The organism is Thioclava sp. JE_KL1 (assembly GCF_009296265.1).
In the GTDB taxonomy this organism is placed as follows: domain Bacteria; phylum Pseudomonadota; class Alphaproteobacteria; order Rhodobacterales; family Rhodobacteraceae; genus Thioclava.
Window position 1 is genome coordinate 208648 of sequence record NZ_WBJS01000007.1, and the last position, 25638, is coordinate 234285.

General features: G+C 63.9%; 24 protein-coding genes. 13 read left to right on the forward strand and 11 right to left on the reverse strand.

Annotated features, from left to right (window positions below; all coding sequences use genetic code 11):
- Positions 1-83 precede the first annotated feature (83 nt).
- From F8R15_RS15080 to F8R15_RS15090, 3 genes are read right to left on the reverse strand one after another with little or no spacing between them, the layout of a single operon-like run.
- Entirely contained in the window at positions 84-506 is a 423-nt protein-coding gene (locus tag F8R15_RS15080) for an NUDIX hydrolase (protein WP_368731062.1), read from the reverse strand.
- Positions 503-1033, reverse strand: a complete 531-nt coding sequence (locus F8R15_RS15085) for an adenine phosphoribosyltransferase (RefSeq protein ID WP_152845136.1) — start codon at positions 1031-1033, stop codon at positions 503-505. The genes F8R15_RS15080 and F8R15_RS15085 overlap by 4 nt, the downstream gene beginning before the upstream one ends.
- 7 nt (positions 1034-1040) lie before the next feature.
- Entirely contained in the window at positions 1041-1913 is an 873-nt protein-coding gene (locus tag F8R15_RS15090; protein WP_152845137.1) for an S-methyl-5'-thioadenosine phosphorylase, read from the reverse strand.
- Between the two features lie 137 nt (positions 1914-2050).
- On the opposite strand from F8R15_RS15090, the gene F8R15_RS15095 reads away from it, so the two are divergent.
- Positions 2051-2929 carry a DMT family transporter gene (locus F8R15_RS15095; protein ID WP_152845138.1) on the forward strand — a complete coding sequence of 293 codons (879 nt, stop codon included), beginning with the start codon at positions 2051-2053 and terminating at the stop codon, positions 2927-2929.
- Here F8R15_RS15095 and F8R15_RS15100 read toward each other — a convergent pair.
- Positions 2919-3518: a flavin reductase family protein gene (locus F8R15_RS15100; protein WP_152845139.1), complete on the reverse strand. Its 600-nt coding sequence runs from the start codon at positions 3516-3518 to the stop codon at positions 2919-2921. The two genes, F8R15_RS15095 and F8R15_RS15100, sit on opposite strands and share 11 nt — an antisense overlap.
- Positions 3519-3595: 77 nt before the next feature.
- Between F8R15_RS15100 and F8R15_RS15105 the strand changes: the two genes are divergently transcribed.
- Positions 3596-4078, forward strand: a complete 483-nt coding sequence (locus F8R15_RS15105; protein ID WP_078540219.1) for a GNAT family N-acetyltransferase — start codon at positions 3596-3598, stop codon at positions 4076-4078.
- 48 nt (positions 4079-4126) lie between these two features.
- A complete protein-coding gene (locus tag F8R15_RS15110) occupies positions 4127-4882 on the forward strand; it encodes an EcsC family protein (RefSeq protein ID WP_078545270.1) in 756 nt (251 codons plus the stop codon).
- 139 nt (positions 4883-5021) lie between these two features.
- Here F8R15_RS15110 and F8R15_RS15115 read toward each other — a convergent pair whose 3' ends face one another.
- The gene (locus tag F8R15_RS15115; protein ID WP_152845140.1) at positions 5022-6617 is read right to left on the reverse strand and encodes a GMC family oxidoreductase; all 1596 of its coding nucleotides are present in this window, start codon (positions 6615-6617) and stop codon (positions 5022-5024) included.
- 168 nt (positions 6618-6785) lie between these two features.
- On the opposite strand from F8R15_RS15115, the gene F8R15_RS15120 reads away from it, so the two are divergent.
- The 4 genes from F8R15_RS15120 to ptsP all read left to right on the forward strand — a co-directional run bounded on the left by F8R15_RS15120 (position 6786) and on the right by ptsP (position 12190).
- Positions 6786-7994 carry a 3-deoxy-D-manno-octulosonic acid transferase gene (locus tag F8R15_RS15120; RefSeq protein WP_172976239.1) on the forward strand — a complete coding sequence of 403 codons (1209 nt, stop codon included), beginning with the start codon at positions 6786-6788 and terminating at the stop codon, positions 7992-7994.
- A 67-nt stretch (positions 7995-8061) separates the two neighbouring features.
- Positions 8062-8496, forward strand: coding sequence for a DUF1178 family protein (locus tag F8R15_RS15125; RefSeq protein ID WP_078545274.1), 435 nt, complete (start codon positions 8062-8064; stop codon positions 8494-8496).
- 156 nt (positions 8497-8652) lie between these two features.
- Positions 8653-9906 carry an aspartate kinase gene (locus F8R15_RS15130; RefSeq protein WP_078521836.1) on the forward strand — a complete coding sequence of 418 codons (1254 nt, stop codon included), beginning with the start codon at positions 8653-8655 and terminating at the stop codon, positions 9904-9906.
- 40 nt (positions 9907-9946) lie between these two features.
- Positions 9947-12190 (forward strand): phosphoenolpyruvate--protein phosphotransferase, encoded by a 2244-nt coding sequence (ptsP, locus tag F8R15_RS15135; RefSeq protein WP_152845142.1) that lies wholly within the window; start codon positions 9947-9949, stop codon positions 12188-12190.
- A 143-nt stretch (positions 12191-12333) separates the two neighbouring features.
- Here the strand turns inward: ptsP and F8R15_RS15140 are convergent, their stop codons facing one another.
- Together F8R15_RS15140 and F8R15_RS15145 are read right to left on the reverse strand one after the other, a co-directional pair.
- Positions 12334-15402: an efflux RND transporter permease subunit gene (locus F8R15_RS15140; RefSeq protein WP_152845143.1), complete on the reverse strand. Its 3069-nt coding sequence runs from the start codon at positions 15400-15402 to the stop codon at positions 12334-12336.
- A 10-nt stretch (positions 15403-15412) separates the two neighbouring features.
- Positions 15413-16681: an efflux RND transporter periplasmic adaptor subunit gene (locus tag F8R15_RS15145; protein WP_078545280.1), complete on the reverse strand. Its 1269-nt coding sequence runs from the start codon at positions 16679-16681 to the stop codon at positions 15413-15415.
- Positions 16682-16999: 318 nt separating this feature from the next.
- Here F8R15_RS15145 and F8R15_RS15150 point away from each other — a divergent pair, with 318 nt between their 5' ends.
- Positions 17000-17302 carry an antibiotic ABC transporter gene (locus tag F8R15_RS15150; RefSeq protein ID WP_152845144.1) on the forward strand — a complete coding sequence of 101 codons (303 nt, stop codon included), beginning with the start codon at positions 17000-17002 and terminating at the stop codon, positions 17300-17302.
- 50 nt (positions 17303-17352) lie between these two features.
- Here F8R15_RS15150 and F8R15_RS15155 read toward each other — a convergent pair whose 3' ends face one another.
- From F8R15_RS15155 to F8R15_RS15165, 3 genes are all read right to left on the reverse strand, one after another.
- Entirely contained in the window at positions 17353-18453 is a 1101-nt protein-coding gene (locus tag F8R15_RS15155; protein WP_172976240.1) for a glycine betaine/L-proline ABC transporter ATP-binding protein, read from the reverse strand.
- Positions 18446-19357 carry a proline/glycine betaine ABC transporter permease gene (locus F8R15_RS15160; protein ID WP_078521824.1) on the reverse strand — a complete coding sequence of 304 codons (912 nt, stop codon included), beginning with the start codon at positions 19355-19357 and terminating at the stop codon, positions 18446-18448. The genes F8R15_RS15155 and F8R15_RS15160 overlap by 8 nt, the downstream gene beginning before the upstream one ends.
- 92 nt (positions 19358-19449) lie before the next feature.
- On the reverse strand, positions 19450-20457 hold the full coding sequence (locus tag F8R15_RS15165; protein WP_152845145.1) for an ABC transporter substrate-binding protein: 1008 nt from the start codon (positions 20455-20457) through the stop codon (positions 19450-19452).
- A 249-nt stretch (positions 20458-20706) separates the two neighbouring features.
- Between F8R15_RS15165 and F8R15_RS15170 the strand changes: the two genes are divergently transcribed.
- On the forward strand, positions 20707-21792 hold the full coding sequence (locus F8R15_RS15170; RefSeq protein WP_152845146.1) for a diacylglycerol kinase family protein: 1086 nt from the start codon (positions 20707-20709) through the stop codon (positions 21790-21792).
- Positions 21789-22574 (forward strand): metallophosphoesterase, encoded by a 786-nt coding sequence (locus tag F8R15_RS15175; protein ID WP_152845147.1) that lies wholly within the window; start codon positions 21789-21791, stop codon positions 22572-22574. The genes F8R15_RS15170 and F8R15_RS15175 overlap by 4 nt, the downstream gene beginning before the upstream one ends.
- On the opposite strand, the gene F8R15_RS15180 is transcribed toward F8R15_RS15175, so the two are convergent.
- A complete protein-coding gene (locus F8R15_RS15180; protein WP_078522117.1) occupies positions 22575-23054 on the reverse strand; it encodes a MarR family winged helix-turn-helix transcriptional regulator in 480 nt (159 codons plus the stop codon). It lies immediately after the preceding gene.
- Positions 23055-23307: 253 nt separating this feature from the next.
- On the opposite strand from F8R15_RS15180, the gene ectA reads away from it, so the two are divergent.
- The 3 genes from ectA to F8R15_RS15195 are packed head-to-tail and all read left to right on the forward strand — an operon-like array spanning position 23308 to position 25629.
- Complete coding sequence (ectA, locus tag F8R15_RS15185; RefSeq protein ID WP_232621702.1) at positions 23308-23838, forward strand: diaminobutyrate acetyltransferase; 531 nt, start codon at positions 23308-23310, stop codon at positions 23836-23838.
- Positions 23839-23887: 49 nt separating this feature from the next.
- Positions 23888-25174, forward strand: coding sequence for a diaminobutyrate--2-oxoglutarate transaminase (gene ectB / locus F8R15_RS15190; RefSeq protein ID WP_093476885.1), 1287 nt, complete (start codon positions 23888-23890; stop codon positions 25172-25174).
- 53 nt (positions 25175-25227) lie between these two features.
- Positions 25228-25629, forward strand: a complete 402-nt coding sequence (locus tag F8R15_RS15195) for an ectoine synthase (protein ID WP_152845148.1) — start codon at positions 25228-25230, stop codon at positions 25627-25629.
- Positions 25630-25638 lie beyond the last annotated feature (9 nt).

Sequence of the window (25638 nt, forward strand, 5' to 3'; positions counted from 1 at the left end):
CGCGGCGTTCTGGTTCACGTGTCATTGCAAGCAGCCGAACCATCAGGCCGGCTCAGGGTAAGTCGATTCGCGTAAGAAAGACGTTAACGCGGTCCCAGCGCGGCGGCCTGCCGGGCAATCCGTGCCACGTCACGGCTGAGGGGAAGGTCCCGCTCCATCCGGTCGATAGCGACCCAGCGTGCATCCAGCGCGTCGTCGTCCGCGACCGGCTCTCCGGCCTGCCACCGGCATTCGACAGCGACCAGCACGAAGTGATGCTCCAGCGTGCCCTTTCCATCATCCGCGAGGACGTCGAGCGCGTTGAAGGCATGGGTGGCCCGCGCCTGCACGCCGGTTTCCTCCAGCAACTCGCGCTCTGCCGCCGCAAGAAGCGTCTCGCCGAACTCGACCTTGCCGCCGGGAAAGCCCCAGAGCCCGGCATCTGGCGGGTTCGCCCGCTGGACCAGCAGCGCCTGCCCGTCGCGGATCACGACGGCAAGAATGGCGGGTGTCGGGCGGGGGCTCACGCCCCCTCGAATTCGCACAGAACGCTGACATTCATGCCGCGATCTTCGAGCAGTTTGCGCCCGCCCAGTTCCGGCAGATCGACGATGAAGGACAGGCCCACGATCTCGCCGCCGACGCGCTCGATCAGTTGGATGCCCGCCTGCGCGGTGCCGCCGGTGGCTAGAAGATCGTCGACGACCAGAACCTTCTCGCCGGGCTTGATCGCATCCTCATGCATCTCCATCACCGCCTCGCCATATTCCAGCTGGTAGGCCTGCGAAATTGTCTGACCGGGCAGCTTGCCCTTCTTGCGGATCGGCACGAAGCCTTTCGAGAGCTGATGCGCGATCGCGCCGCCGATGATGAAGCCGCGCGCCTCCAGCCCCACGACCTTGTCGATCTGCTGGCCCGCCCACGGGTGCAGCAACTGGTCGATCGCCATGCGGAAGCCGCGCGGATCGGCGAAGAGCGTCGTCACATCGCGGAACATGATCCCCTCATGGGGGAAATCGGCGATGGTGCGGATATAGTCTTTGACGTTGTTCATGGGATCCTCAGAGGTCGAGCACGCGGCCCGCGATGGTCTTCAGTTTGCGCGCCATCTCGGGGTCGCGCTTGTCGGGGGCGGTCATGATCGCGCTGTCGAGGGCGTGGGTGCAGCCGGTGGCGCAATCGCCCGCAGCGCCTTTCAGCAGAGCGGGCAGAGCCGCGATCAGATCGCGCGCCTTGTCGGCGTTCTTCATCGCGACGGCAACGACCTGCGCCACATCCACCGCATCATGATCGGGGTGCCAGCAGTCGTAATCGGTGATCATCGCGACGCAGGCATAGTGCAGCTCCGCCTCACGGGCGAGCTTGGCCTCGGGCATGCCGGTCATGCCGATCACGTCGGCGGCCCACTGGCGGTAAAGCTCGCTCTCGGCCTTGGTCGAGAATTGCGGCCCCTCCATCGCGACATAGGTGCCGCCCGTATGGACGCTCACGCCGGTCTTGCGCGCGGCCTCGGCGCAGGCGGCCGAGAGGTCGGAGCAAACAGGATGTGCGACCGAGACGTGGCCCACCATGCCGGGGCCGAAGAAGGTTTTCTCACGCGCGAAGGTGCGGTCGATATACTGGTCCACGATCAGGAAATCGCCCGGCGCATAGGCCTCTTTCAGGGAGCCCACGGCGGAGACGGCGATCAGATCGGTGACGCCCAGCTGTTTCATCGCGGCGATATTGGCGCGGTAGGGGACGGTGGTCGGCGTCTCGACATGGCCGCGCCCGTGGCGGGGCAGGAAGGCCATCTTCACACCGTCCAGCGTGCCGGTCAGCACCTGATCGGAGGGCGCACCGAACGGCGTCTCGACGGTGATCCATTCGGCCCCTTCGAGCCCGTTGATCTGATAGACGCCCGAGCCGCCGATCACCCCGATCATTCTGTCCATTCTGCGCATCCTTCGCCTGTCTTTTCCGCGTCGCGGCGAGCCTAAGCGCCACGGCCCCGGGAGGAAAGAGGGATTGCAGCCACTTGCCGCGCGGTCTATCGGCGCAGGGGGATATGGGAGTCCCCACGGGAGGATCTATGGAAAATATCCGCGGCTCGGTGCTGATGGTCGTCGCGATGGCGGCCTTCGCGATGGAAGACATGTTCGTCAAATCCGCCTCGACCCATCTCGCGGTGGGCGTGGTGCTGATGCTGTTCGGCCTCGGCGGGATGGCAGTCTTCGCAGGGCTCATCACCGCGCGCGGGCAGCGTCTGCTGCATCCGGCGCTTGCCTCGAAACCGCTCCTGATCAAGCTCGCGCTCGAAGTGGTGGGGCGTCTCGGCTACACGCTGGGGATCGCGCTGACGCCGCTGTCCAATGCCTCTGCGATCCTGCAGGCGACGCCGCTCGTGGTGGTTGCGGGCGCCGCGGTGGTGTTTTCCGAACGCGTCGGCATCCGCCGCTGGGTCGCGGTGGGGATCGGGTTCATCGGCGTGCTGATCGTGCTGCGCCCCGGCCTCGACGGCTTCGTCCCGGCTGCCCTTTGGACCGTGCTGGGGATGCTGGGGTTCGCGGGCCGCGATCTGGCGACGCGCGCCTGCCCGCCGGTCCTGTCGAATTTCCAGCTCAGCTTCTACGGCTTCATGATGCTGATCCCGACCGGCGTGCTGATCCTGCTGATCTTCGGCGGTGTGACGACGCCTGATCTCTTTGCGCTGCGTGACGTGGCCGGTGCGGTGGCCTTCGGCAGCCTCGCCTATTGGTCGCTGACCAAGGCGATGCGGATGGGCGAGGTCTCGGTCATCACGCCCTTCCGCTACACCCGCCTGATCTTCGCGCTGATCCTCGGCGCGGTGGTGTTCGGCGAGCGGCCCGATGCGGCGATGATCGTGGGCGCGGCGCTGATCGTGGCGAGCGGCCTCTACACGCTTGTCGAAGGCCGACGCAGCCGGGCGCGCGCACGGATCAGAGCTTAGGCCGCAGCATCTCGAAGGTTTCCGACACGGCCGCGTAATCGCCGCGATTGCCGAGCCGCACCAGACGGTCGGGCGGTGAATAGAGCCCGTCCTTCAGGCAATCGTCCGCAATATGGATGCCCGTCACCTCACCATGCACGAGGTAATTCCCCTCGCCCAGAAGCTTGATCACCTGAACGACTCGACATTCGAGCGAGGCCGGCGCCGCCGCCACACGCGGGCAATCTATCGTCTCGCATTCCGCCTTCTCGATCCCGCATTTGGCGAACTCATCTGTGCCGGCCGGGAAATTGGCGCAGGAGGCGTTCATCTGATCCTTCAGCGCATAGGTCACGAGATTGGCGCAGAACACACCCGCTTCGCGCAGCTGCGAGACGCTGTCCTTCGTGCCGTCGCGGTCGGGCTTCACCCCGGTCGAGGAGAACATCACCTGCGGTGGCGTATAGGCGACCGCGTTGAAGAAGGAGTAGGGCGCGAGGTTGTCGCCCATCTCGCTGCGCGTCGAAATCCAGCCGATCGGACGCGGGGCGACGATGGAATTGAACGGGTTATGGGCGAGAGGGTGGCCATCCGAGGTGCGATAGAACATGCTTTCTCCTGTTTGATCCCGAACTTAGCGCATGCTACCGCGCAGGAAAGGGGCAGCCTGAAAGGGGCGGCGGGCGTATGTATCAGCTCGAACAAGAGACGGCGGAAGACTGGTGGGAAGTCGAGGCGCTCTATGACCTCTGCTTCGCGCCGGGTCGCACGGCGCTGTCCTCCTACCGGCTGCGTGACGGGGTCGATCCGGTGCGCCCGCTTTGCCTCACGCTGCGCCAGGACGGCATCCTCGCGGCCGTGATCCGCTTCTGGCCGGTCAGGGTGGGCGGCAAGCGCGTGCTGCTGCTGGGGCCGATCGCGGTCCACCCGACGCGGCAGGGCGAAGGTCTGGGCGGAATCCTGATGCATGAAAGCCTCTCGCGCGCCGCCGATCTGGGCTGGGAGCGGGTGCTGCTGGTGGGCGACGCGCCCTATTACCAGCGCTTTGGATTTGCAAAGCTCGACGATGTCGAGATGCCGCCGCCCACCAACCCCGACCGCGTTCTGGGGCTCGAACTGGTGCCCGGTGCCTGGGAGGGCGTGCGCGGTCAGGTAGAGAAAGACGACTGATTGTCGAAGTGCCTCCGCCGCCCCATATCAGGGAAAGGCAAGGAGGCGATGATGGCAGATATTCTTCCCCCCGTGAGCGACCCGGCGATTCTGGGTCAGCTCGACTCGCTCGCGAAACGTCACCGCGCGGCGGGCGGCGTGGTGATGCAGGTGATCGGCTATATCGGAGGCTCTGCCGAGGGGCTCTTGGGCAAATTGCCCACCCCGGTCCGCAATGGGCTCGACGGGGCGACGGAACGCGCGTTGTCAGGCGCGATGACCGCGGCTGAGCGCTCGCGCGGGATCGTCTCGGACCGGCCCGACTGGATGAACCGCACGCTGACCACCGCGATGGGGGCTGCGGGCGGTGTCGGGGGCCTGGGCAGTTCGCTCGCGGAATTGCCTTTCACGGTCACCATGCTGCTGCGCGCGATCCAAGGCATCGCCGCCGAGCACGGCTTCGACCCGGCGTCCGAGGAAGTGCGGCTGGAATGCCTGCGGGTCTTCGCCTCTGCCGGGCCGCTCGAGGACGATGATGGGATGGATCTGAGCTTCCTTGCCGCGCGCGCCACCATCACCGGGCCGAGCCTGAAATCGCTGATCGCCAAGGTCGCGCCGCGCCTGTCGATCGTGCTGGGCCAGAAGCTTGCGGCTCAGGCGGCCCCGGTTCTTGGCGCAGTCGCAGGCGCGGCCGTCAACTACGCCTTCACCAGCTATTATCAGGAAATCGCTCGCGTCCATTTCGGCCTCAAGCGCCTTGCGCGCGACACCGGCACCGATGAGGGCGTTCTGCGCGAGGAGTTGGTGGCCCGCATCGCCAAGTGATCGAAGCGTCGCGCCTCTGGCCAATGTCGGATGCCTCCGGCGGGCATATTTAGACCAAGAGGAAGGAAAGCCGTTCTTCCTCTTGGCGAAAATATCCCGGGGGGCTCCGAAGGAGCGTGGCAGCGCCCCCTCCGAACCCTCAGCCCTTCGCGTCTTCGAGGATCATCTGCGCCGCCTTCTCGGCGATCATCATCGTCGGCGCGTTGGTGTTGCCCGAGGTGATCGTCGGCATCACCGAGGCATCCGCGATGCGCAGTCCTTTCAGCGCTTTCAACCGCAGCCGCGAGTCCACCACCGCGCCGTCATCGGAGCCCATCCGGCAGGTGCCGACGGGGTGGAAGATCGTGGTGCCGATATCGCCCGCCGCTTTCACGAGATCCGCCTCGGTCTGATAGTCCGGGCCGGGTTTGTATTCCTCGGGTTTGTATTTCGCGAAAGCGGGTTGCGAGGCGACGCGGCGGACCTGCCGGATCGCTTCGGCGGCGACGCGGCGGTCGCCCTCGGTCGAGAGGTAATTCGGCGCAATCTCGGGATGGGCGCGGAAATCGGGTGAGGTGATATGCACATGGCCGCGGCTTTCGGGGCGCAGGTTGCACACGCTCGCCGTCATGCCGGGGAACGGGTGGACCGCATCGCCGAACTTGTCGAGGCTCACAGGCTGGACGTGATATTCCAGATCGGGCGTTTCCTTCTCGGGGAAGCTGCGCGTGAAGATGCCAGCTTGCGAGGGCGACATCGACATCGGACCCGAGCGGAACAGCGCATATTCCATGCCGATCTTCGCCTTGCCCCAGAGGGTTGAGGACATGGTGTTGAGGCTTTTGACGCCCGAGACCTTGTAGATGAGGCGCAGTTGCAGGTGGTCCTGCAGGTTCTCGCCCACGCCATCGACCTCGGCCACCGGGGTGATCCCATGCTCGGACAGCACGTCACCGCGCCCGATCCCCGACAGCTCGAGGATCTGCACCGAGCCGACCGAACCGGCGGAGAGGACGGTTTCGCCCGCCTTCACGTCATGGCTCTGGCCGTTCTGATTGTAGCGGATGCCGACGACGCGGCCCTCCTCGATCAGGAGCTTCTCGACCTGCGCATTGGTCTCGATCCGCAGGTTGGGGCGTTTCATCGCGGGTCTCAGGAAGGCTTTCACCGCGCTCCAGCGCCAGCCGGCTTTCTGCGTGACGTGGAAATAACCGCCGCCCTCGTTGGTGCCGGTGTTGAAATCGTCGGTGCGCGGGAAGCCGGCCTCTTCGGCAGCCTCGAGGAAGGTGTCGAGAATCTCCCAGCGCACGCGGGCTTCCTCCACCCGCAATTCGCCGCCCGCGCCGTGCAGGTCGCTCTCGCCGCGATAGAAATCTTCCTGCTTCTTGAACAGCGGCAGCACGTCGTCCCAGCTCCAGCCGGGATTGCCCGACTGCGCCCACATATCGTAATCGCGCGCCTGACCGCGCATGTAGATCATGCCGTTGATCGAGGAGCAGCCGCCAAGGATACGCCCGCGGGGATAGAGCAACTCGCGCCCGTTCAGCCCGGCATCGGCTTTCGACTTATAGCCCCAATCGGTGCGCGGATTGCCGATGCAGTACAGATAGCCCACCGGGATATGCACCCAGTGGTAATTGTCGCGCCCGCCTGCTTCGAGCAGCAGCACCTTGTTCTTCGGATCCTCCGACAGGCGGTTCGCCAGAACGCAGCCTGCGCTGCCGCCGCCGACCACGATATAATCGTATTGCTCCATAAGCCCCTCCCGAACTGCGCCTCCGGGCAAGACTTTCGCAAGCTGCCGCCCGGGAAACAAGGCCATGGACCGTTCATTCGCGCAAAGTCGCTTTGCGAAAACGCAAGGAGGGGCTTGCCTGTGAGGGGGGTGATCCGTTCTATGGCGCAAATCTCGCCGGAGCCTTTCATGGTCCTTTACCGCCTTCTCGTCAGTATCGCGAGCCTGCCTGTTCTGGCGGCGCTGCTCTGGCGTGTGCTGCGCGGGCGGGAAAGCCGGGCCGCTTTGGTGGAGCGATTGGGCGGCGGGGAGGCCGCGCCGCGCCGTCTGTGGCTGCATGCGGCTTCGAACGGAGAGCTGACCTCCGCCAAGCCTTTGATCGATGCGCTGCTCGCGGCAGATCCCGCGTCGCAGCTGTTGGTGACGGTGAACACGGTGACGGCGCGCGAGCTGGGACAGGGCTGGGCCGATCCGCGCATCGCGATCCGCATGGCCCCGCTCGATCATCGCGCCGTGCTGCGGCGGTTTCTGTCGCGACACGATCCCCGCGCGCTGGTCGTGATCGAGAATGAGCTTTGGCCGAACCGCATGGCGCTGATGGCCGATGCGAAGCGATCGATCTTCGTGATCGGGGCGCGGATGTCGGCCCGCTCTGCGGCGCGCTGGGCGAAAATCGGGATGGCGCAGCCGATGATCGCCCAGATCACCGCACTCTCGGCGCAGGATGCGGGATCCGAGGCGCGGTTCCTCGACCTTGGTCTGCCGCGCGACCGACTTTTGCCGCCCGCCAATCTCAAGACGGCGATCACCGTCGCGCCCGGCACGCCGCTCGACTGGCCGCGCAGCGATACGGTGTTGGCCGCCTCGACCCATGAGGGGGAAGACGCGCCGATCCTTGCCGCCTTCGCGAAGGCGCGCGCGCGCCGCGCCGGCCTGCGCCTGATCCTCGCCCCGCGCCATCCGCGCCGTGCGCCTGAAATCGCGGCGCTGATCGCCAAGGCCGGGCTGCGCCATACCTCCCGCTCGAAGGACGAGCTTCCGACGGCGGAGGTCTATCTGGCCGATACGCTGGGCGAGATGGGTCGCTGGTATGCCAGCGCAGGCCTGTGTTTCGTGGGCGGCTCACTCGTCGAAAAGGGCGGCCATACCCCCTATGAGCCCGCAGGCTTCGGCTGCGCTTTGCTGCACGGTCCCGATGTCGCGAATTTCGCCGAGGCCTTTGCCGCGCTCGATGCGGCAGGCGGGGCGCGGCTTTGCGAAACCGAAGCCGATCTTGCGACCGCTTTCACCACGATTGACGCCGACGCGCAGGCCGAAATGGCGCGCGCCGCACTGGAAGCTCTTGGCCCGCCAGCCGATGTCGAAAGCCTTGCAAAGGCGCTCCTCGCACGGCTCTGAGCCACTGCGACGCGCTTGCATCGCGGCGCGAAACGCTTATTTCCATATGCATCCGGGAGATGCAGACATGATCCGTTATACGCTGCAATGCGAGAATGAGCACCGCTTCGACAGTTGGTTCCCCTCGGCCTCCGGGTTCGAGGCGCTCAAATCCGCAGGCCAGCTGGAATGTGCGATCTGCGGTTCGAAAAAGGTCGAGAAATCGCTGATGGCGCCGCCTGTCGCACAGACGCGCAAGACGGGCGAGCCCGCCGCCGAACGCCCCCTTTCGCAGCCGCAATCCGAGGCCGAACAGGCCCTCGCCGCGATGCGTCGCGAGATCGAGAAGAATTCCGATTACGTCGGCATGAACTTCGCCACCGAAGCGCGCGCCATGCACGAAGGCACCGCCAAGAAACGTGCGATCCACGGCGAGGCGAAGCCCGAAGAGGCACGCAAGATGCTCGAGGACGGGCTGCCGGTCCTGCCGCTGCCCTTCCTGTCGACTCGCAAGACGAACTGACCATTTTCGCTCTTTCCAAATATCCCGGGGTGAATTCGCAATAGCGAAGAGGGGCAGCGCCCCAGCGCCGATCTGAGACCCTCGAAACGCCAAATCTCTTGCGCGGCCCAACGGCTTGAGCTAGCAGAGGCCCGACTCTGCCCAAGGGGGATTTCCATGCCCATTCTGGTGATGAAATTCGGCGGCACTTCCGTCGCCGATCTCGACCGGATCGCCAACGCCGCCGAAAAGGTGAAGCGCGAAGTCGAACGCGGTTACGATGTCATCGTGATTGTCTCGGCGATGTCGGGCAAGACCAATGAACTCGTCAACTGGGTCGAGACGACCTCGCCGCTCTATGACGCGCGCGAATATGACGCCGTGGTCGCCTCGGGCGAGAATATCACGGCCGGTCTGATGTCGCTGCGCCTGCAGGAGATGGGTGTCTCCGCGCGCAGCTGGCAGGGCTGGCAGGTGCCGATCAACACGACCTCGGCGCATGGCGCAGCGCGCTTCGTGTCGATCCCGCGCGAAAATCTCGACCAGAAATTCTCCGAAGGCTTCAAGGTTGCGGTGATCGCGGGCTTCCAGGGGCTTTCGCCGGAAAACCGGATCACCACGCTCGGCCGGGGCGGCTCGGACACGACCGCCGTGGCTTTCGCCGCCGCCTTCGGCGCGGAGCGTTGCGACATCTACACCGATGTCGACGGCATCTACACCACCGACCCGCGCGTCTCCTCCAAGGCGCGCAAGCTCGACCGCATCGCCTTCGAGGAGATGCTGGAACTCGCGAGCCTCGGGGCGAAGGTTCTGCAAACCCGCTCGGTCGAGCTCGCGATGCGCTACAAGGTGCCGCTGCGCGTGTTAAGCTCCTTCGAGGAAACCACGGAGAATTCGGGCACTCTGGTCTGCGACGAGGATAAAATCATGGAATCGAAAGTTGTCTCCGGCGTCGCCTTTTCCCGCGACGAAGCGAAAATGACCCTCGTGACGGTCGAAGACCGCCCCGGTATCGCCAGCGCGATCTTCGGGCCGCTCGCGGATGCGGGGGTGAATGTCGACATGATCGTCCAGAACATCTCCGAGCGTCAGGCCGAACACGAGGTCAAGGTCACCGACATGACCTTCTCCTGCCCGGTCAATCAGGTCGCCCGCGCCCGCAAGGCGATGGAAGACGCCCGCGACGCCGGGCTGATCAAATTCGACGAACTGGTCGCCGACGAAGACGTGGCAAAGATTTCCGTCGTGGGCATCGGTATGCGCTCCCACGCGGGGGTCGCGGCGAAGATGTTCAAGGCGCTGGCCGCTGAAAACGTCAACATCAAGGTTATCGCTACGTCGGAAATCAAGATTTCGGTGCTGGTCGACCGCAAATATCTGGAACTGGCGGTTCAGGCCCTGCATGATGCCTTCGAACTCGACAAGGCCTGAGTAACCCGAAGGGCCGCAGCAACAGGGGCAACCTGCGCGGATGGTGGAACTGAGCGAAAGTGATAGTCGCACGCTGTTGCGACGCCTGCGCGATACGCTGGCCACGGAGGGCGACGGGCAGGACCGGCTCAATCACATCACGCAGATCATTGCGGATTCGATGGGCACCGAAGTGTGCTCGATCTACCTGTTCCGCGATCCCGAAACGCTCGAGCTTTGCGCAACCGAAGGCCTGAAGGCAGAGGCTGTCCACCACACGCGGATGCGGCTGGGCGAGGGTCTCGTGGGCCGCGTGGCGCGGTCGGGCCGTCCGATCAACTCTGCCGATGCGCCCTCCGAGCCGGGCTTCCGCTACATGCCGGAGACGGGCGAAGAGATCTATTCCAGCTTCGTCGGCGTGCCGATCCAGCGGGTGGGCGAGAAGCTGGGCGTTCTGGTCGTGCAGTCGAAGGACGAGCGCAGCTTCTCGGATGACGAGCTTTACGGGCTCGAGGTCGTCGCGATGGTGCTGGCGGAGATGACCGAGCTGGGCGCCTTCACAGGAGGCGAGAATTCCGAGATCGGCGCGACGCATCGCTTCCCGGTCATGTTCCGCGGTGCGACGGGTCAGGAGGGCGCCGCCGAGGGCCGCGTCTGGCTGCACGAGCCGCGCGTCGTCGTGACGAACCCGGTGGCCGAAGACCCCGAGGCCGAGGCTGCGCGCCTCGAAGAGGCGATCACCGAACTGCGCGGCAAGATCGACGAGATGCTGGCCAGCCCGACCCTGATCGACAAGGATCAGCGGCAGGTGCTGGAGACCTTCAAGATGCTCGCGGCCTCCAAGGGCTGGAAGCGGCGGATGCTTGAAGACATCACCGCAGGTCTTTCTGCCGAAGCCGCAGTCGAGAAAGAACAGAACGCGGCGCGCGACCGGATGCGCAAGGCGCCCGATCCCTACCTGCGCGAACGGCTCAACGATCTCGATGACCTGTCGAACCGCTTGCTGCGGCAGCTGACGGGGCAGGGCAGCGATACCGGGGCCGAGATGCCGGAGAACCCGGTGCTGGTGGCGCGCAATATCGGCCCGGCGGAACTGCTCGACTATGACCGCAAGCTCAAGGGTGTGGTGCTGGAGGAAGGCTCCGTCGGCTCGCATGCCGCGATTGTCACCCGCGCGCTCTCGATCCCGCTGGTGATCCATGCGGGCCGGATCACGGCGGAGGCGCTGAACGGCGACCCGATCCTCGTCGACGGCGATCAGGGCGTGGTGCATCTGCGCCCCGAGGAAAGCGTCGCGCACGCCTTCCGCGACAAGATCGCGATGCAGGCGGAGGCGCAGAAACGCTACGCCTCGTTGCGCGACCAGCCCGCGATAGACAAATCGGGCCAGACCGTCTCGCTGATGATGAATGCGGGGCTGATGGCGGATCTGCCTTCGCTGAAGGGCTCCGGCGCTGATGGTGTGGGCCTGTTCCGCACCGAGCTGCAATTCCTGACCCGCACCAAGGTGCCGCGCCGCAACGAGCTGGTGCAGCTCTACAAGCGGGTGATGGATGCCGCCGACGGCAAGCGGGTGAATTTCCGCACGCTCGATATCGGCTCCGACAAGGTCGTGCCCTACATGAAGCCGCAGGACGAGCCGAACCCCGCGATGGGCTGGCGCGCGCTGCGGGTGGGGCTCGACAAGCCGGGGATCCTGCGGATGCAGCTGCAGGCGCTGCTGCGCGCCGCCGACGGTCGCCCGACCTCAATCATGTTCCCCTTCATCGCGCTGCCCGAGGAATTCTACGCCGCGCGCGACACGCTGCTGCGGGTGCGCGACCGCGAGGCGCAGCTGGGCCGCACCGTGCCCGAGGAGCTGCGCATCGGGGCGATGCTGGAAACCCCGAGCCTCGGTTTCGCCCCCGACAGCTTCTACCGCGATTGCGATTTCATCTCGATCGGCGGCAACGACCTGAAGCAGTTCTTCTTCGCCGCCGACCGCGAGAATGAACGGGTGCGCCGCCGCTACGATACGCTCGACGGGTCGTTCCTGAACTTCCTCGAACGGATCATCGCGCGCTGCGCCGTTTCGGACACCCATCTCAGCTTCTGCGGCGAGGATGCGGGCCGCCCGATCGAGTCGCTGACCTTCGCGGCGCTCGGTATCCGCACGCTCTCGATGCGGCCCGCGTCGATCGGCCCGGTCAAACACCTGATCCGCCGCGCCGATCTGGGCGAGCTGCGGCAGGTGATCCAACAGGCGCGCAACGCTGGCCAATCCAGCGTGCGCCCCGCCGTGACGAGCTACCTCGCGCATCTCTGAGCGGGGCAGGTGCGTTGCCCCTCTTTCCTCCGAAATTCACGATCAAAATGAATTGGGCCAAGGCGAAGCTCTGACACTTCGCCTTGGCCCAAATATCCCGCGGGGGTCTGGGGGCGCGAAGCCCCCAGCCTTGTTTTCATGCGTCAGCCTGCGGCCAGACGCTTCGCTTCCTCTTCCTTGAAGGATTTATCCGAGGGCGCGATGAACGTGTAGAACATCGGCACCACGAACAGCGTGAACATCGTCCCGATCAGGATCCCCGAGAAGATCACGAGGCCCATCGCCTTGCGCGCCTCTGCACCCGCGCCTTGCGCGAGGATCAGCGGCACGACGGCCAGCGCCATTGCGGCGGTGGTCATCAGGATCGGACGCAGACGGGTCTGCGCGGCCTTCACGATGGCCTGCCGGCGGGTGAGGCCCGATTGCTCGCGCTGCTGATTGGCGAATTCGACCATCAGGATCCCGTGCTTCGTGATTAGACCAACCAGCGTGATCAGCCCCACCTCGGAATAGATGTTGAGCGTGCCCAACCCAAGGTTCAGCGGCAGCACCGCCCCGAAGATCGTCAGCGGCACCGTCATCATGATGATGAAGGGGTCGCGGAAGCTCTCGAACTGCGCGGCGAGCACGAGGTAGATCACCAGCACGGCCGCCGCGAAGGCGATCAGGATGGTGTTACCCTGCTGCGTCTCGATCCGCGACTGGCCCGAATAGTTCACGTAGAAGCCTTCGGGCATCACCTGCTTGGCGATGTCGACGATGGTCTGCACGCCCTCGCCGGTGGACCCACCGGGAAGCGGCAGCGCCGTGATCGTGGCCGCGTTCAACTGGTCGAACTGTTCGATCGAAGACGCGTTCACTCCGGTGTCGATCTTCACGAGCGACGACAGAGGGATCATCGCCCCCGAGGAGGAGCGCACGAAGTAGCGGCCCAGCTCTTCGGGGTTCGCGCGGAACTCCTGCGGCACCTGCGGGATGATGTCGTAGCTGTTGGAGTCGCGGTCAAACTGCGCCACCGACGCCTCGCCCACCAGCAAGCCCAAGGTCGAGCCGATATCAGAGACCAGCACGTTCAGCGCCGCCGCCCGGTCGCGGTCGATCGTGACATTGACCTGCGGGCTGTCGAAGTTGAGCGAGTTCTGCACGACGATGAACTTGCCCGAAGCCTGCGCCTTGTTCTTGATCTCCTCGGCCACCTCGGCGACCCGTTTCGCGGAGTGGATCGACTGGATCACCACCGAGATCGGCAGGCCGCCCCCAGTGCCCGGCAGCGACGGCGGCGCGAAGGCAAAGCCTTTCAACCCGGTCGATTTGCCGAGATCGCCCTGAATCTCCTGCTGGATTTCCTTCTGGCTACGGTTGCGGTCCGCCCAGTCTTTCAGTGCCCAGATATAGATGCCCTGAGAGCTGTCCCCGCCGAAGCCCGCGATCGAGAAATCGGTGCGCACTTCGGGAATATCGGCCGTTTCGCGCCCGACCTGGTCTATATATTTCTGGGTGTACTCGCTGGTCGCGTAGCGCGGCCCGTTCAGGATCGCGAAGAGCGCACCGTTATCCTCATCCGGGGCAAGCTCGGAATTGGTGTTCATCAGCATGAACCCGGTCACGCCCACGAGCGAGGCGACGATGAGAAGGGTGATCCCCCGCAGATCGAGCGAGCCATCGACGCGCCGCCCGTACCAGCCCGAGAGCCGGTCGAAATTGCGGTCGACGAAGGCCTGGAAGCCCTTGGACTCGCCATGTCTCAGCAGGCGGCCCGACATCATCGGCGTAATCGTCAGTGCGATGATCCCCGACAGGATCACCGACCCCGCCAGTGCGAAGGCGAATTCCCGGAACAACTGCCCCGTCAGCCCGCCGGTAAAGCCCAGAGGCGCGAGCACCGCGGCCAGCGTGATCGTCATCGCGATGACCGGCCCGGTGATCTCCTTCATGCCCTGAACGGCCGCCGGGATCGGTTTCATCCCCTCTTCGATATGTCGGTGGATATTCTCCACCACCACGATCGCGTCATCGACCACGAGGCCGATCGCCAGCACCATTGCCAGCAGTGTGAGAAGGTTGATCGAGTAACCCAGCGCCAAGAGCACCGCGAGCACCCCGATCAGCGAGAGCGGAATGGTCACGATCGGCATCGCCACCGAGCGCAGCGAGCCGAGGAACAGCAGGATAACCACGGTCACGATTGCGACCGCTTCACCGATGGTCTTGAACACCTCGTGGATCGAGGCCGAGATCGTCTCGGTCGAGTCGTAGACCAGTTGGATTTTCATCCCTTCGGGGAGCGAGGCGTTGATGTCGGGCAGCGCCTTGCGCACCGCCGCCGCCGTGTCGAGCGGGTTGGCGGCGGGCGTCGGGTAGACGCCGAGGAACGTGCCCTCCTTGCCCTCGAAAGTGACGATCTCGTTCTCGGAGGCCTTGGCGAGTTCGATCTTCGCGACATCGCGCAGCCGCACCACGTCGTCGCCTTTGCCCGAGATCGGCAGCTTGCCGAAGGCTTCGGGTGTCTGCAGCGTGGATTGCAGCGTGATCGACTGGGCGACGTATTCGTTCTTCGTCTTGCCCGGGGCCGAGAGGAAGTTCGACGCCTGAATCGCGCCCACGACTTCCGATGCCGTGACGCCGCGCGCGGCGAGCTTGTCCGGATCGATCCAGACCCGCATCGCGTAATCGGAGGCGCCGATGATCTGGGTCTGAGCCACGCCCGGAATCGTGGACATGCGCGGACGGATCACCCGGCGCAGATATTCGGTCAGCTGCTCGGGCGTCATGTTGGGATTGAGCGCCGCGAGATACATCAGCGCGAAGGTCTGGCCGGTGCCCTTCTGGATCACCGGGTCCTTCGCCGCGGAGGGCAGCTGGCCTTTGACCTGCTGCACCTTCGAGAGCACCTCGGTCATCGCCGCGTCGGAGTTCGACCCGAGCTTCATGTGGACCGAAATGACCGAGGCCGAGGGCCGCGACTGGGTGGTGACGTAATCGACGTTCTCAGTGGTCGCCACGGCGGCGGCCAGCGGCGAGGTGATGAAGCCCTGAATCAGTTCGGGCGAGGCGCCGGGATAGGCGGTGGTGATCGTGACCACCGTTTCCTCGACTTCCGGATATTGGCGGACGGGCAGGTTGAAATACGCCTGCGCGCCCAGCAGGAGCATGAACGCGCCCAGCACCATCGACAGGACGGGGCGGCGGATGAAGATCTCGGAGATGTTCATGGGCTTGGCCTTACTGCGCCTTCGCGCCGTCTGAGGTCGTGTCCGACGTCGTGTCCGATGCCTCGTCAGAGGCGGCGTCCGAAGCGCTATCCGCGGAAGCGCCCGACGTCGCGTCGGAGCTTGCCTGCGCGTTGCCCTCCATGCCGAAGGCTTTCATCACCTCTTCGGTGGAAGGCGCGTCGGGGTCGGGCGAAATCGCGTTGTCGATGCTCACCGTCGCGCCGGAGTTCAGCTTGTTCTGACCCGCGTTGACGACCATGTCGCCTGCCTTCAGCCCCTTCGTCACTTCGACGAGCGTGCCCGAGCGGCGGCCGAGCGTGATGAAGACCTGCTTGGCCACCAGTTGCGGCTGATCCGCGCCCTCGGGCGTTTGCTTGCGCACCACGAAGACCGAGTCGCCGTAGAGGTTGGAGCTCACCACCGTTTGCGGCAGCGCGATCACGTTGTCCTCGGAGGGCAGCACGACCGTGACATGGACGAACTGGCCGGGCGTCAGCTTCCCTTCGCCATTGGGGACTTCGGCGCGCAGGGTCACGAGCCGCGAATTCGGGTCTATCTTGGGTTCGATGCCGGTGATCTTGCCTTCCAGATCGACCGAGCCGTCCTCGGTCTTCACCTTGACGGTCTGGCCCGCTTCGGCGTGCCGCGCCTGCTGTTCGGACAGGGTGAAATCGACGCGCATATGGTCACGATCCTGCAGCGTCGCATAGGTGGTGCCGGTGCCGACATACTGACCGACCTCCACCTGTGGGATGCCGATGATGCCTGCGAAGGGCGCGGTCAGGCGCTTCTTCTCGAGCACGGCCTGCAGCTTCGCGACGCTTGCGCGCGCTTCCTGCGCGCTGGCCTCAGCCTGATCGAGATTGGACGTGGCGGACACGCCCCGGTCGGCAAGCTGGCGCGCGCGCTTGAGATTGGTCTCGGCGAGGTCCTGAGCGGCCTTGGCCGAGGCCAGGTCGGCGCGCTCGGAGCTGTCGTCGATCTGCATGAGGACCTGGCCCTTCTCGACCTTGTCATTCGCCTTGAAATGGATCTCCTGCACGGTGCCGCCCATTTCGACGGCCAGTTCGGTGCCGCGCACGGCGGCGGCGGTGCCGATCGCCTCGAGGCCCGGCTGCCAGGTGATCGGCTTCACTTCGCTGACCGAAACCGCCACGGGGGGCTGTGTCATGTTTGCGAAGAACTGCGCGATCATCTTCGAGCGGAAAAGATTGTAGCCGACGACGCCACCCACCACGAGGATGAGCGCGACGAGGGCGATGAGGAGGCGTTTGATCATTTGGCTGTCCCGTCAAAATCCCTGTTTGCACGCAAATACGACCCCGCCGGCCGAGCTGCGCGCGATTTCTGAACCATTTGGTTCACGTCCTTGTCATGTCAATACGCGAGTGACGTTAAAAGGATGGGTCACAGTGCCGTGAAGGCAAGGCGGAAAGTCTGTGCGTCAGAGCAATTACAGGGCTTCACGAATGCTCACCTCGCGAAAATCTGATTTTTCTGTGCTCGACGGTGAAGAAGAGTGCATTATCTCAACCTGTACCTGCGATCCTGACGACCTGACGTCGCTTTGCAGCGATGTCTGGTTTAAGGAGTTTATATGGATCCCCTGTCTTTTATGCGCATCGGCTTCGAGGCCGCGCGGATCGGCTTTGAGGCCCAAGCGGTGATTTCGATGCGCGTTGCTGGAATGATGGGGCTCTGGGATGTCTCCCCGCTTGAATCGCTCCAAATGGTGCAAGAAAAGCCTGTGGCGGCCGCAGCAGCGGCTGAGGCTGCGGCATTCGCGCTTTTGCGGGGACAAACGGCGGATCGGGCGATTTCGGCGTCGATCACGCAGATCGGAAACCACACCAGCGCCAACATGACGCGATTGTCGCGTCGTGGACCCAGCTGGCTATGACGGCACTGGCCGGGCAGGGCCGCCACGCTGACGCGGCGACCCCGTAGTCTTCAGGCGGCGCTGTCTTCCTCGACCTCGTCATCGCCTTCTTCGACGCTTGCAGGCGTCACCATGGCGGTCAGAATCGTCGTCATGTCGACCATGCCGATCGGCTTGTTGGCCGCGTCGACAACCGTCGCCGTACGCACCTCGGCATCGGCCATCCGGCGCGCGATCTTCTCGAGCACCGAGCTGGCTTTCACCTTCATCTTCGGCAACTCGCCCTCGGGCAGCGGCAGCGCGATGGTCTCGGCACGGATGACCCGGCCGCGATTCACCTCGCGCACGAACTCGGCGATGTATTCATTTGCCGGGCGCAGCACGATTTCCTGCCCTGTGCCGACCTGATTGAGCGCGCCGTCCCGCAGGATGGCGATCTTGTCGCCAAGGCGCAGCGCCTCGTCGAGGTCGTGGGTGATGAAGACGATCGTCTTCTTCAGCTCGGCCTGCAGGTCCAGAAGCACCTTCTGCATATCCATCCGGATCAGCGGATCGAGTGCCGAGAACGCTTCGTCCATCAGCAGGATGTCCGCGTCGTTGGCCAGCGCGCGGGCAAGGCCCACCCGCTGCTGCATCCCGCCCGAGAGCTGGTTCGGATAGTTATCCTCGTAGCCCGCGAGACCGACGCGCGCGATCCATTTCTTCGCGATCGGCTCGGACTCCTTGCGGTCGACCCCTTGGATATCCAGCCCATAGCAGGTGTTTTCCAGCACGGTCCGGTGCGGCAGAAGCGCGAACTTCTGGAACACCATCGCCGTCTCATGGCGACGGAATTCCCGCAGCTCCTCCTCGTTCATCTTCACCACGTCGCGGCCGTTATAGAGGATCTCCCCGGCCGTGGGCATGATCAGCCCGTTGATGTGGCGGATGAGCGTCGATTTGCCCGAGCCCGACAGACCCATGATCACCGAGATCTTGCCCGGCGGCAGGGTAAGGTTGATGTCTTGCAGGCCCAGAACATGCTTGTGCTTGTCGTTGAGCTCTTCCTTGCCCATGCCGGCCTGCACCTTCTCCACGTAATCCTTGGGGCGCGCCCCGAAGATCTTGTAGAGATTGCGGATCTCGATGCCCGAGCGGTTGCCGGTATCGGTGTTGGTCGTCGCATCAGTCATGGCCGGCCTCCGAATGTTTCTGCAGCCGCTTGCCGAACGCCTGGCTTGCGCGGTCGAAGATGATCGCAATCGCAACGAGTGCGAAGCCGTTCAGGAAGCCGATGGTGAAGAACTGGTTGTTAATCGCCTGCAGCACGTTTTTACCGAGGCCACCCACGCCGACCATCGAGGCCACGACGACCATCGCCAGCGCCATCATGATGGTCTGGTTGACGCCCGCCATGATCGTCGGCAGCGACAGCGGAAGCTGCACGCCCCAAAGCTTCTGACGGGGATTGGCGCCGAAGGCGTCCGCGGCTTCGATGACTTCCTTGTCCACGAGGCGGATGCCCAGATTGGTCAGGCGGATCATCGGCGGAATCGCGTAAATCACCACGGCGATCACGCCGGGCACCTTACCGATGCCGAAGATCACGACGACCGGGATCAGGTAGACGAAGGATGGCATGGTCTGCATGACATCGAGCACCGGCGTCAGGATTTTCTGCATCCGGTCCGAGCGCGCCATCAGGATGCCGATCGGCAGGCCGAGGATGATCGCGATCAGCGTCGCCACCGTGACCATCGCGAGGGTGGTCATCGTGTCCTCCCAAAGGCCGAAGATGCCGATGAAGGCAAGCCCCATGGACGAGCCGAGCACGATCTTCGGATTGCGCGAGGCGAACCACACCACGACGAGGATCAGCGCGAAGATGATGAACCACGGCGTGTCCACGAAGGCGTGTTCGAGGGTGTTGAGAAACCATTGAAGCGGCCGGGTGGCCGCGTCGATTTGATCGGAATAAGCGCGAACGATGCCGCGAAACCCGTCGTCGATGCCCATGCGCATGTGACGCAGGGTGGAGTTGGGAAGGGAAGGGAACTCACAGAGCAGTTCCGGCAAGCCCCAGCATGAAGATGCCATCTTGTTATGTCCTCCGGTCGATTATTTGCGCCGGTTAAAAGAAAACGCGCGCGAGGCTCCCCTCACGCGCGCCAAAATCTCGGATCGCCCGCTCAGAGCGCGTCCTCGACCTTCTTGATCACATCGTCAGAAAGCCAAGCCTTCCAGACGTCCGGATAGTTCTCGAGGAAGTAGTAAGCGGTGTCCTCGTTGGTGCCTTGGTTGTCGGCCTGCCATGCGAGGAATTCGCCCACGGTCTTGTTCGACCATTCACGCTTGCCAAGGTAGTCCATCGCCACCGCGTTGTTCGCGGCGAATTCCTTGGTCACGACCGTGTACACGTCCGAGGTCGGGTAGGCGTTCGGCTTGGGATCGACGCAATCGGCCTGCGAGTTGCACTTGTCCCAGGCTTCCTTGTCGCCCTCGACGCCCGCGTCGAGCTTGACCATCGGGTATTTGCCGAGGATCGCGGTCGGGGCCCAGTAGTAACCCAGCCAGCCCTTCTTGGACTCGTAGGCATTGGCGATCGAGCCGTCGAGGCCCGCAGCCGAACCGGTGTCGACCAGCTTGAAGCCCTTCTCCTCGGCCTTGTGAGCCTTGAAGCGGTTCGCGGTCGAGATCTGGCAGTTCCATCCCGACGGGCAGTTGTAGACGCCACCGATGGACGGCTCTTCGGGATCGGGGAACAGATCGGGATGCGCCAGCGCATCATCGACCGTCTTGATCTCGGGATGCTCGTCGGCGACGTATTTCGGGATCCACCAGCCTTCTTCACCGCCATCCTTGAGGATTTCGGCAGCGATCACGAGGCGATCTTCGCTGACGGCCTTGTCGAGCGCGACTTTCACCGCGTTCACCCAAAGCTCGGGTGCGATGTCGGGCTCGCCCTTCTCGTTCATCGAGGTGAAGGTGGGCATCGTGTCGCCGGTCACCAGCGTCACGTCACAGCCGTAGCCGTTTTCGAGAATGATCTTGTCGACCCAAGCAGCGACCCCGGCCGAAGCCCAGTTCATTTCGGCTTCGGTAACGGAACCACATTCGCCATCGGCGGCGAAGGCGGGCGCCGAGAAGGTCGCCAGCGGCAGTGCCGTCAGTAACGCAGCAAGCGCTTTCTTGTTCATACAGTTCTCCTGTTGTGGCAGCTTTGATTGAAGCGATCCGCGCGGGCTGCCGCCGTGATATCGGTCGCGTTAAGTCCCGGTTTTTCCCCAGGTTGGAATCTTCGCACAGTCACGCTCACGCGATAACGGTCGCAAGACTTGCCAAATTCCGACACTCTATGTCGTAAATAACCAAGTCCCGAGGCGCAACCTTTTCACGGACCTTTCAACCTCCCTGCGGCGTTACAGCCGCGACGAAGAGGTAACATCATGACGACCGAGCCGAAGGATTCCGTCAAACCGGAGAATGATACGGGGCCTGACAGCCTCGTGGATCGAGACGCGAAATCCGCGCTCCAGTCCGGGTTGAATGACGAAAAGGGCGATGAAAAATTGACGAATGGCACCCCGCCGGAGCCAAGCGTCGCATTGCGGCGGCAGGCGGTCGCGCTGATCGCGAACCCCGCTTCGGGCGGCAACGCGAAAGATGAAGAGGCGATCCGCCGCGCGATGGATGCGCTTGGTGACGGTGCGTCCCTTTATCGCTGGTCGCCGGAAAGCGACATTGTGGCGACCGTCCGCAAGGCGCTCGACGACGGTGCTGAGATGATCGTCGCGGCGGGCGGCGACGGCACTGCAATGGCCGTCGCGGGCGCGCTGGTGGGACAGGAGGTGCCGATGGCGGTGCTGCCGCTTGGCACGTTCAACTTCTTTGCGCGGGGCCTGCGACTCTCCGAGGATCCGGAGGAGGCGGCGCGCGCGATCCGCGAGGGCAGCGCCCATCCGATCCGCGTCGGCGAGGTGAACGGGCGGGTGTTTCTGAATAATGCGTCGCTCGGTATCTACCCGTCGATCCTCAAGGCGCGCGAAGATATTTACGCCCGCTGGGGCCGTCGCCGGATCGTGGCGCATTGGTCGGTCTTCAAGACCTTCCTGCGCTTTCAGCGCCCGATGCGGCTGAAGATCACGGCGGACGGGGAAACCAGGAACCGCCGCACCGCGCTCGTCTTCATCGCGCGCTCGGCCTATCAGCTCGATTTCTTCGGACTCGACGGGGCGACGGTCATCAGTGATGACGCTTTCGCCGTGCTGGTCGCGAAGGCGCAGAGCCGCCGCGACCTCTTCCGCCTGTCGTCGCGGCTGGTGCGCCGCAAGACCAAACAGGGCGAGGATTACGAATTGATCCGCGCGAAATCCTTCGAGATCGAAACCGCACGCGGGCGCGGCCTGCTGGCCTTCGACGGTGAGAAGTGCCGCGAAGAAAGCCCTTTCCGCTTCAAGATGTCCGACGCGCCGCTCTGGATCGTGCTGCCAGCCAAGGACACAGAAAACGAGACCCAAGACACGACCGCATGACCCGTATCGTTCACCTTTCCGATCTGCATTTCGGGCGCAGTTTGCCCGAGCTTGAGGCGCCGCTGCTGACAGCGGTGAACCGGCTCGCGCCGGACCTGACAGTGATCTCGGGGGACTTCACGCAGCGCGCCCGGCGCGGCCAGTTCGCGCAGGCGCGGCTGTTCGTGGAGCAGATCGAAAGCGAAACCCTTTCGGTGCCCGGGAACCATGACACACCGCTCGACAATCTCTTCCTGCGGATGCTCAAACCTTTCGGGCGCTACAAATCCGATATCAATCATAATCTGGAGCCAGTTTTCGAGACCGATCACCTCAAGGCGGTCGGCGTGAACACCGTGAATCGTTTCGCCTGGCAGCGCGGCAAGGTGCCCGAGCGGACGATCTCCCGGCTGTGTCGGGAATTCGGCGAGGCGGGCGAGAGGCTGCGAATCGCGGTGATGCACCATCCGCTCGAACATGGGCCCGAAGTCGACAAGGCGCTCATGGACGGGGCAGGGGATGCGCTGGAGGGGATGTCGGACTGCGGCGCGGATCTCGTGCTCTCGGGGCATCTGCACACCGGATCGGTGGCGCCTTTCTCGGCGGTGCCGGGCATTTTGTTCGTGCAGGCGGGCACGGGCCTGTCCTCGCGTCTGCGCGGCGAACCCAATACGTTCAATGTGATTGAAGGGGGGCGCGACGCTCTGTCGATCACGCTCTACGGCGCGCGCGACATGAGCTTCGAGCCAATCGGGGCCGACGAATTCACGCGGGGCCCCGATGGAGCTTGGGTCAAAGGCTGATCAGTTCGGCTTGCCCGAGATATCGCCCCAATCCAGAACCGGCGCCGCGTCGATATCATGCGCGTCGAGCATCGAGGCCACACGCTCGAGCGATGCGATGATCTGCGCCTGCTCCCAATCTTCCAGCGCCTCGAAACGGCGCACGAAGATCTGCTGCAGCGCATCGGGGGCTTCGTCGATCGCACTCGCGCCCAGTTCGGTAATCACGATGTCGGTCTGACGGCGGTCGCGCTCGGAGCGCTGACGGGTCACCATGCCCTTGCGCTCGAGCTTGTCGATCAGCGCCGTCATCGTTGCCTGACTCACGCCCATACGCTGGGCGATCGCCTTCGGCGTGGACCAACCTTTTTCGGAAATCACCTGAAGGACCCGGAACTGCGCAGGCGTCAGCCCGGCAGCCTTGGCCAAGTCGCGGCCGAACATTTCGGTCGCGCGCAGGATTCTACGCAAAGCGATCAGGCTCGTATCGACACGCTCCATCAGGCGGCGGGCCCCTTTTTTATCAAGACGACCCAGTATCGCAGAGAGTTCCGTGCTCTGCAATTGCTTGGCTTTGCTAAGTTTATCGTGTTCGTTTTTACTCATTTGCTTTGTCATGCTAATGGTATTTAGGGCTTATAAGCAAGAATATAAGGCTATGAGTGGAACTTTTCCGGGTTCCATTAGTTAGGTGGTTGAAATTTTCGACCACATGAACTACTTAGGCTACCGAAGCAAACGAGAGGAAAGAGCCGTGCCGCAAGTCGAGTCGATCAAGAAGGGTTCTAAACTGGTCTTCCGTAAGCCGGAGTCCGAAGACGGCAGCGAAATCTGGAAGCTGATCCGCCGCTGCAAGCCGCTTGATGAAAATTCGATGTATTGCAACCTTCTGCAGTGCGATCACTTCGGGGACACCTGTGTCCTCGTCGAGCGCGAAGGCGAAGTCGTCGGCTGGATTTCGGGCTACATCGCCCCGTCCGAGCCGGACACGTTCTTCGTGTGGCAAGTCGCTGTTTCCCCCGACGCACGCGGTCTTGGCCTTGGTAAGCGCATGTTGCGCCACCTCATCCAGCGCGACGTCGCCGAAGACTGCACCAAGCTGAAGACGACCATCACCGAAAGCAACGAGGCGAGCTGGGCGCTCTTCCGCTCCTTCGCACGTTCGATGGGCGGCGAGCTGACCGATGAGGCGCACTTCCACGAAGAAGACCATTTCGACGGCCATGCCTCGACCGAGCATATGGTCACCATCACCTTCCCCGAGGAGGCGCGTGCCGCCGCCTGATCTCAGGCCGCGCACCCTCCTCATTCCCCCCAATTCTATGGAGTCCCCCATGACCGTTCATTCGACGGATAAAACGATCTTTACCCAACGCGAATCTGAGGCCCGCTCCTACTGCCGTGGCTTCGATACCGTTTTCACCAGCGCGCAAGGCTCGGAGCTGACCGACGCCGAGGGCAACACCTATATCGACTTCCTCGCCGGTTGCTCGTCGCTGAACTACGGGCACAACGACCCGGACATGAAGCAGGCGCTGATCGAGCACCTGACCGAAAACAAGATGGGTCACGCGCTCGACCTGCACACCGACAGCAAGGCCAAGTTCCTGAGCGCATTCGAGGAGCACATCCTCGCACCGCGCGGCATGGACCATAAGCTGATGTTCATCGGCCCGACCGGTGCGAACGCCGTCGAAGCCGCGATGAAGATCGCGCGCAAGGCGACCGGCCGCACCAACATCATCGCCTTCACCAACGGCTTCCATGGCGTGACCATGGGTGCGCTGGCGGCGACCGGTAACGGCTACCACCGCGGTGGCGCCGGCATGGACACGCATGGCGTGACCCGCATGCCGTACGACGCCTATGCCGATGGTGTGGATTCGGTCGCGCTGCTCGACCAGATGCTCTCGGACGCCTCGGGCGGTATCGACGCTCCGGCGGCGATCATGCTGGAGACGGTTCAGGGCGAGGGCGGCCTCAACGCTGCCAGCCCGGAATTCGTGAAAGGCGTCGAGCAAGTCGCCCGCAAGCACGGTGCGCTGTTCATCATCGACGACATTCAGGCTGGCTGCGGCCGCACCGGCACCTTCTTCTCCTTCGAGGAGATGGACGTGATGCCGGACGTCGTGACCCAGGCGAAGTCGATCTCGGGCTTCGGCATGCCGATGGCGCTGGTTCTGGTGCGTCCCGACTACGACGTGTTCGGCCCGGCCGAGCATAACGGTACCTTCCGCGGCAACACCCATGCCTTCGTGACCGCCACCGTGGCGATCGAGAAGTTCTGGGCCGACGACAAGTTCCAGAAGGAACTGGCCGTGAAATCGGACGTCCTGCGTGAAGGTCTGGCCGCTGTGGCCGATCTCGTGCCGGGTGCCTTCCTCAAGGGCCGTGGTCTGATGCAGGGTGTCGATGTCGGCACCGGCGAACTGGCTTCGGCGATCTGCGGTCGCTGCTTCGAGAAAGGTCTCGTGATCGAGACGTCGGGCAATGACGACCAGGTCGTGAAAGTTCTCGCACCGCTGACCACGCCGATGGAACAATTCCGCAAGGGTCTGGAAATCCTGCGCGAAGCCGCCACCGAGGTGACGGGCGAGCGCACGGACATCGCGGCGGAATAATCCGCCGCTGCCTCACCCAGCGACCAAGAAATTCAGATACGGAGACACATCACATGATCGTTCGTGATTTCAACAAGCTTAAAAACACCGACCGCGACGTGTCCGACGCCGATTGGAGCAGCGTGCGCATGCTGCTCGCCGACGACAAGATGGGCTTCAGCTTCCACATCACCACGCTGAAGGCCGGTTCGGACCACACGTTCCACTACAAGCACCATTTCGAGAGCGTCTACTGCATCTCGGGCAACGGCCACATCACCGAGCTCGACAACGGCACGCGCCACGAAATCAAGCCGGGTGTCATGTATGCGCTGAACCTGCATGACCATCACCGCCTCGTCGCGGGTGACGAAGACCTCGTCATGGCCTGCTGCTTCAACCCGCCGGTGGCCGGCAACGAAGTTCACCGTGAGGACGGCTCTTATGCGCCGGCCGAAGAACTGGAAAATTCGTAAGGGGGCCAA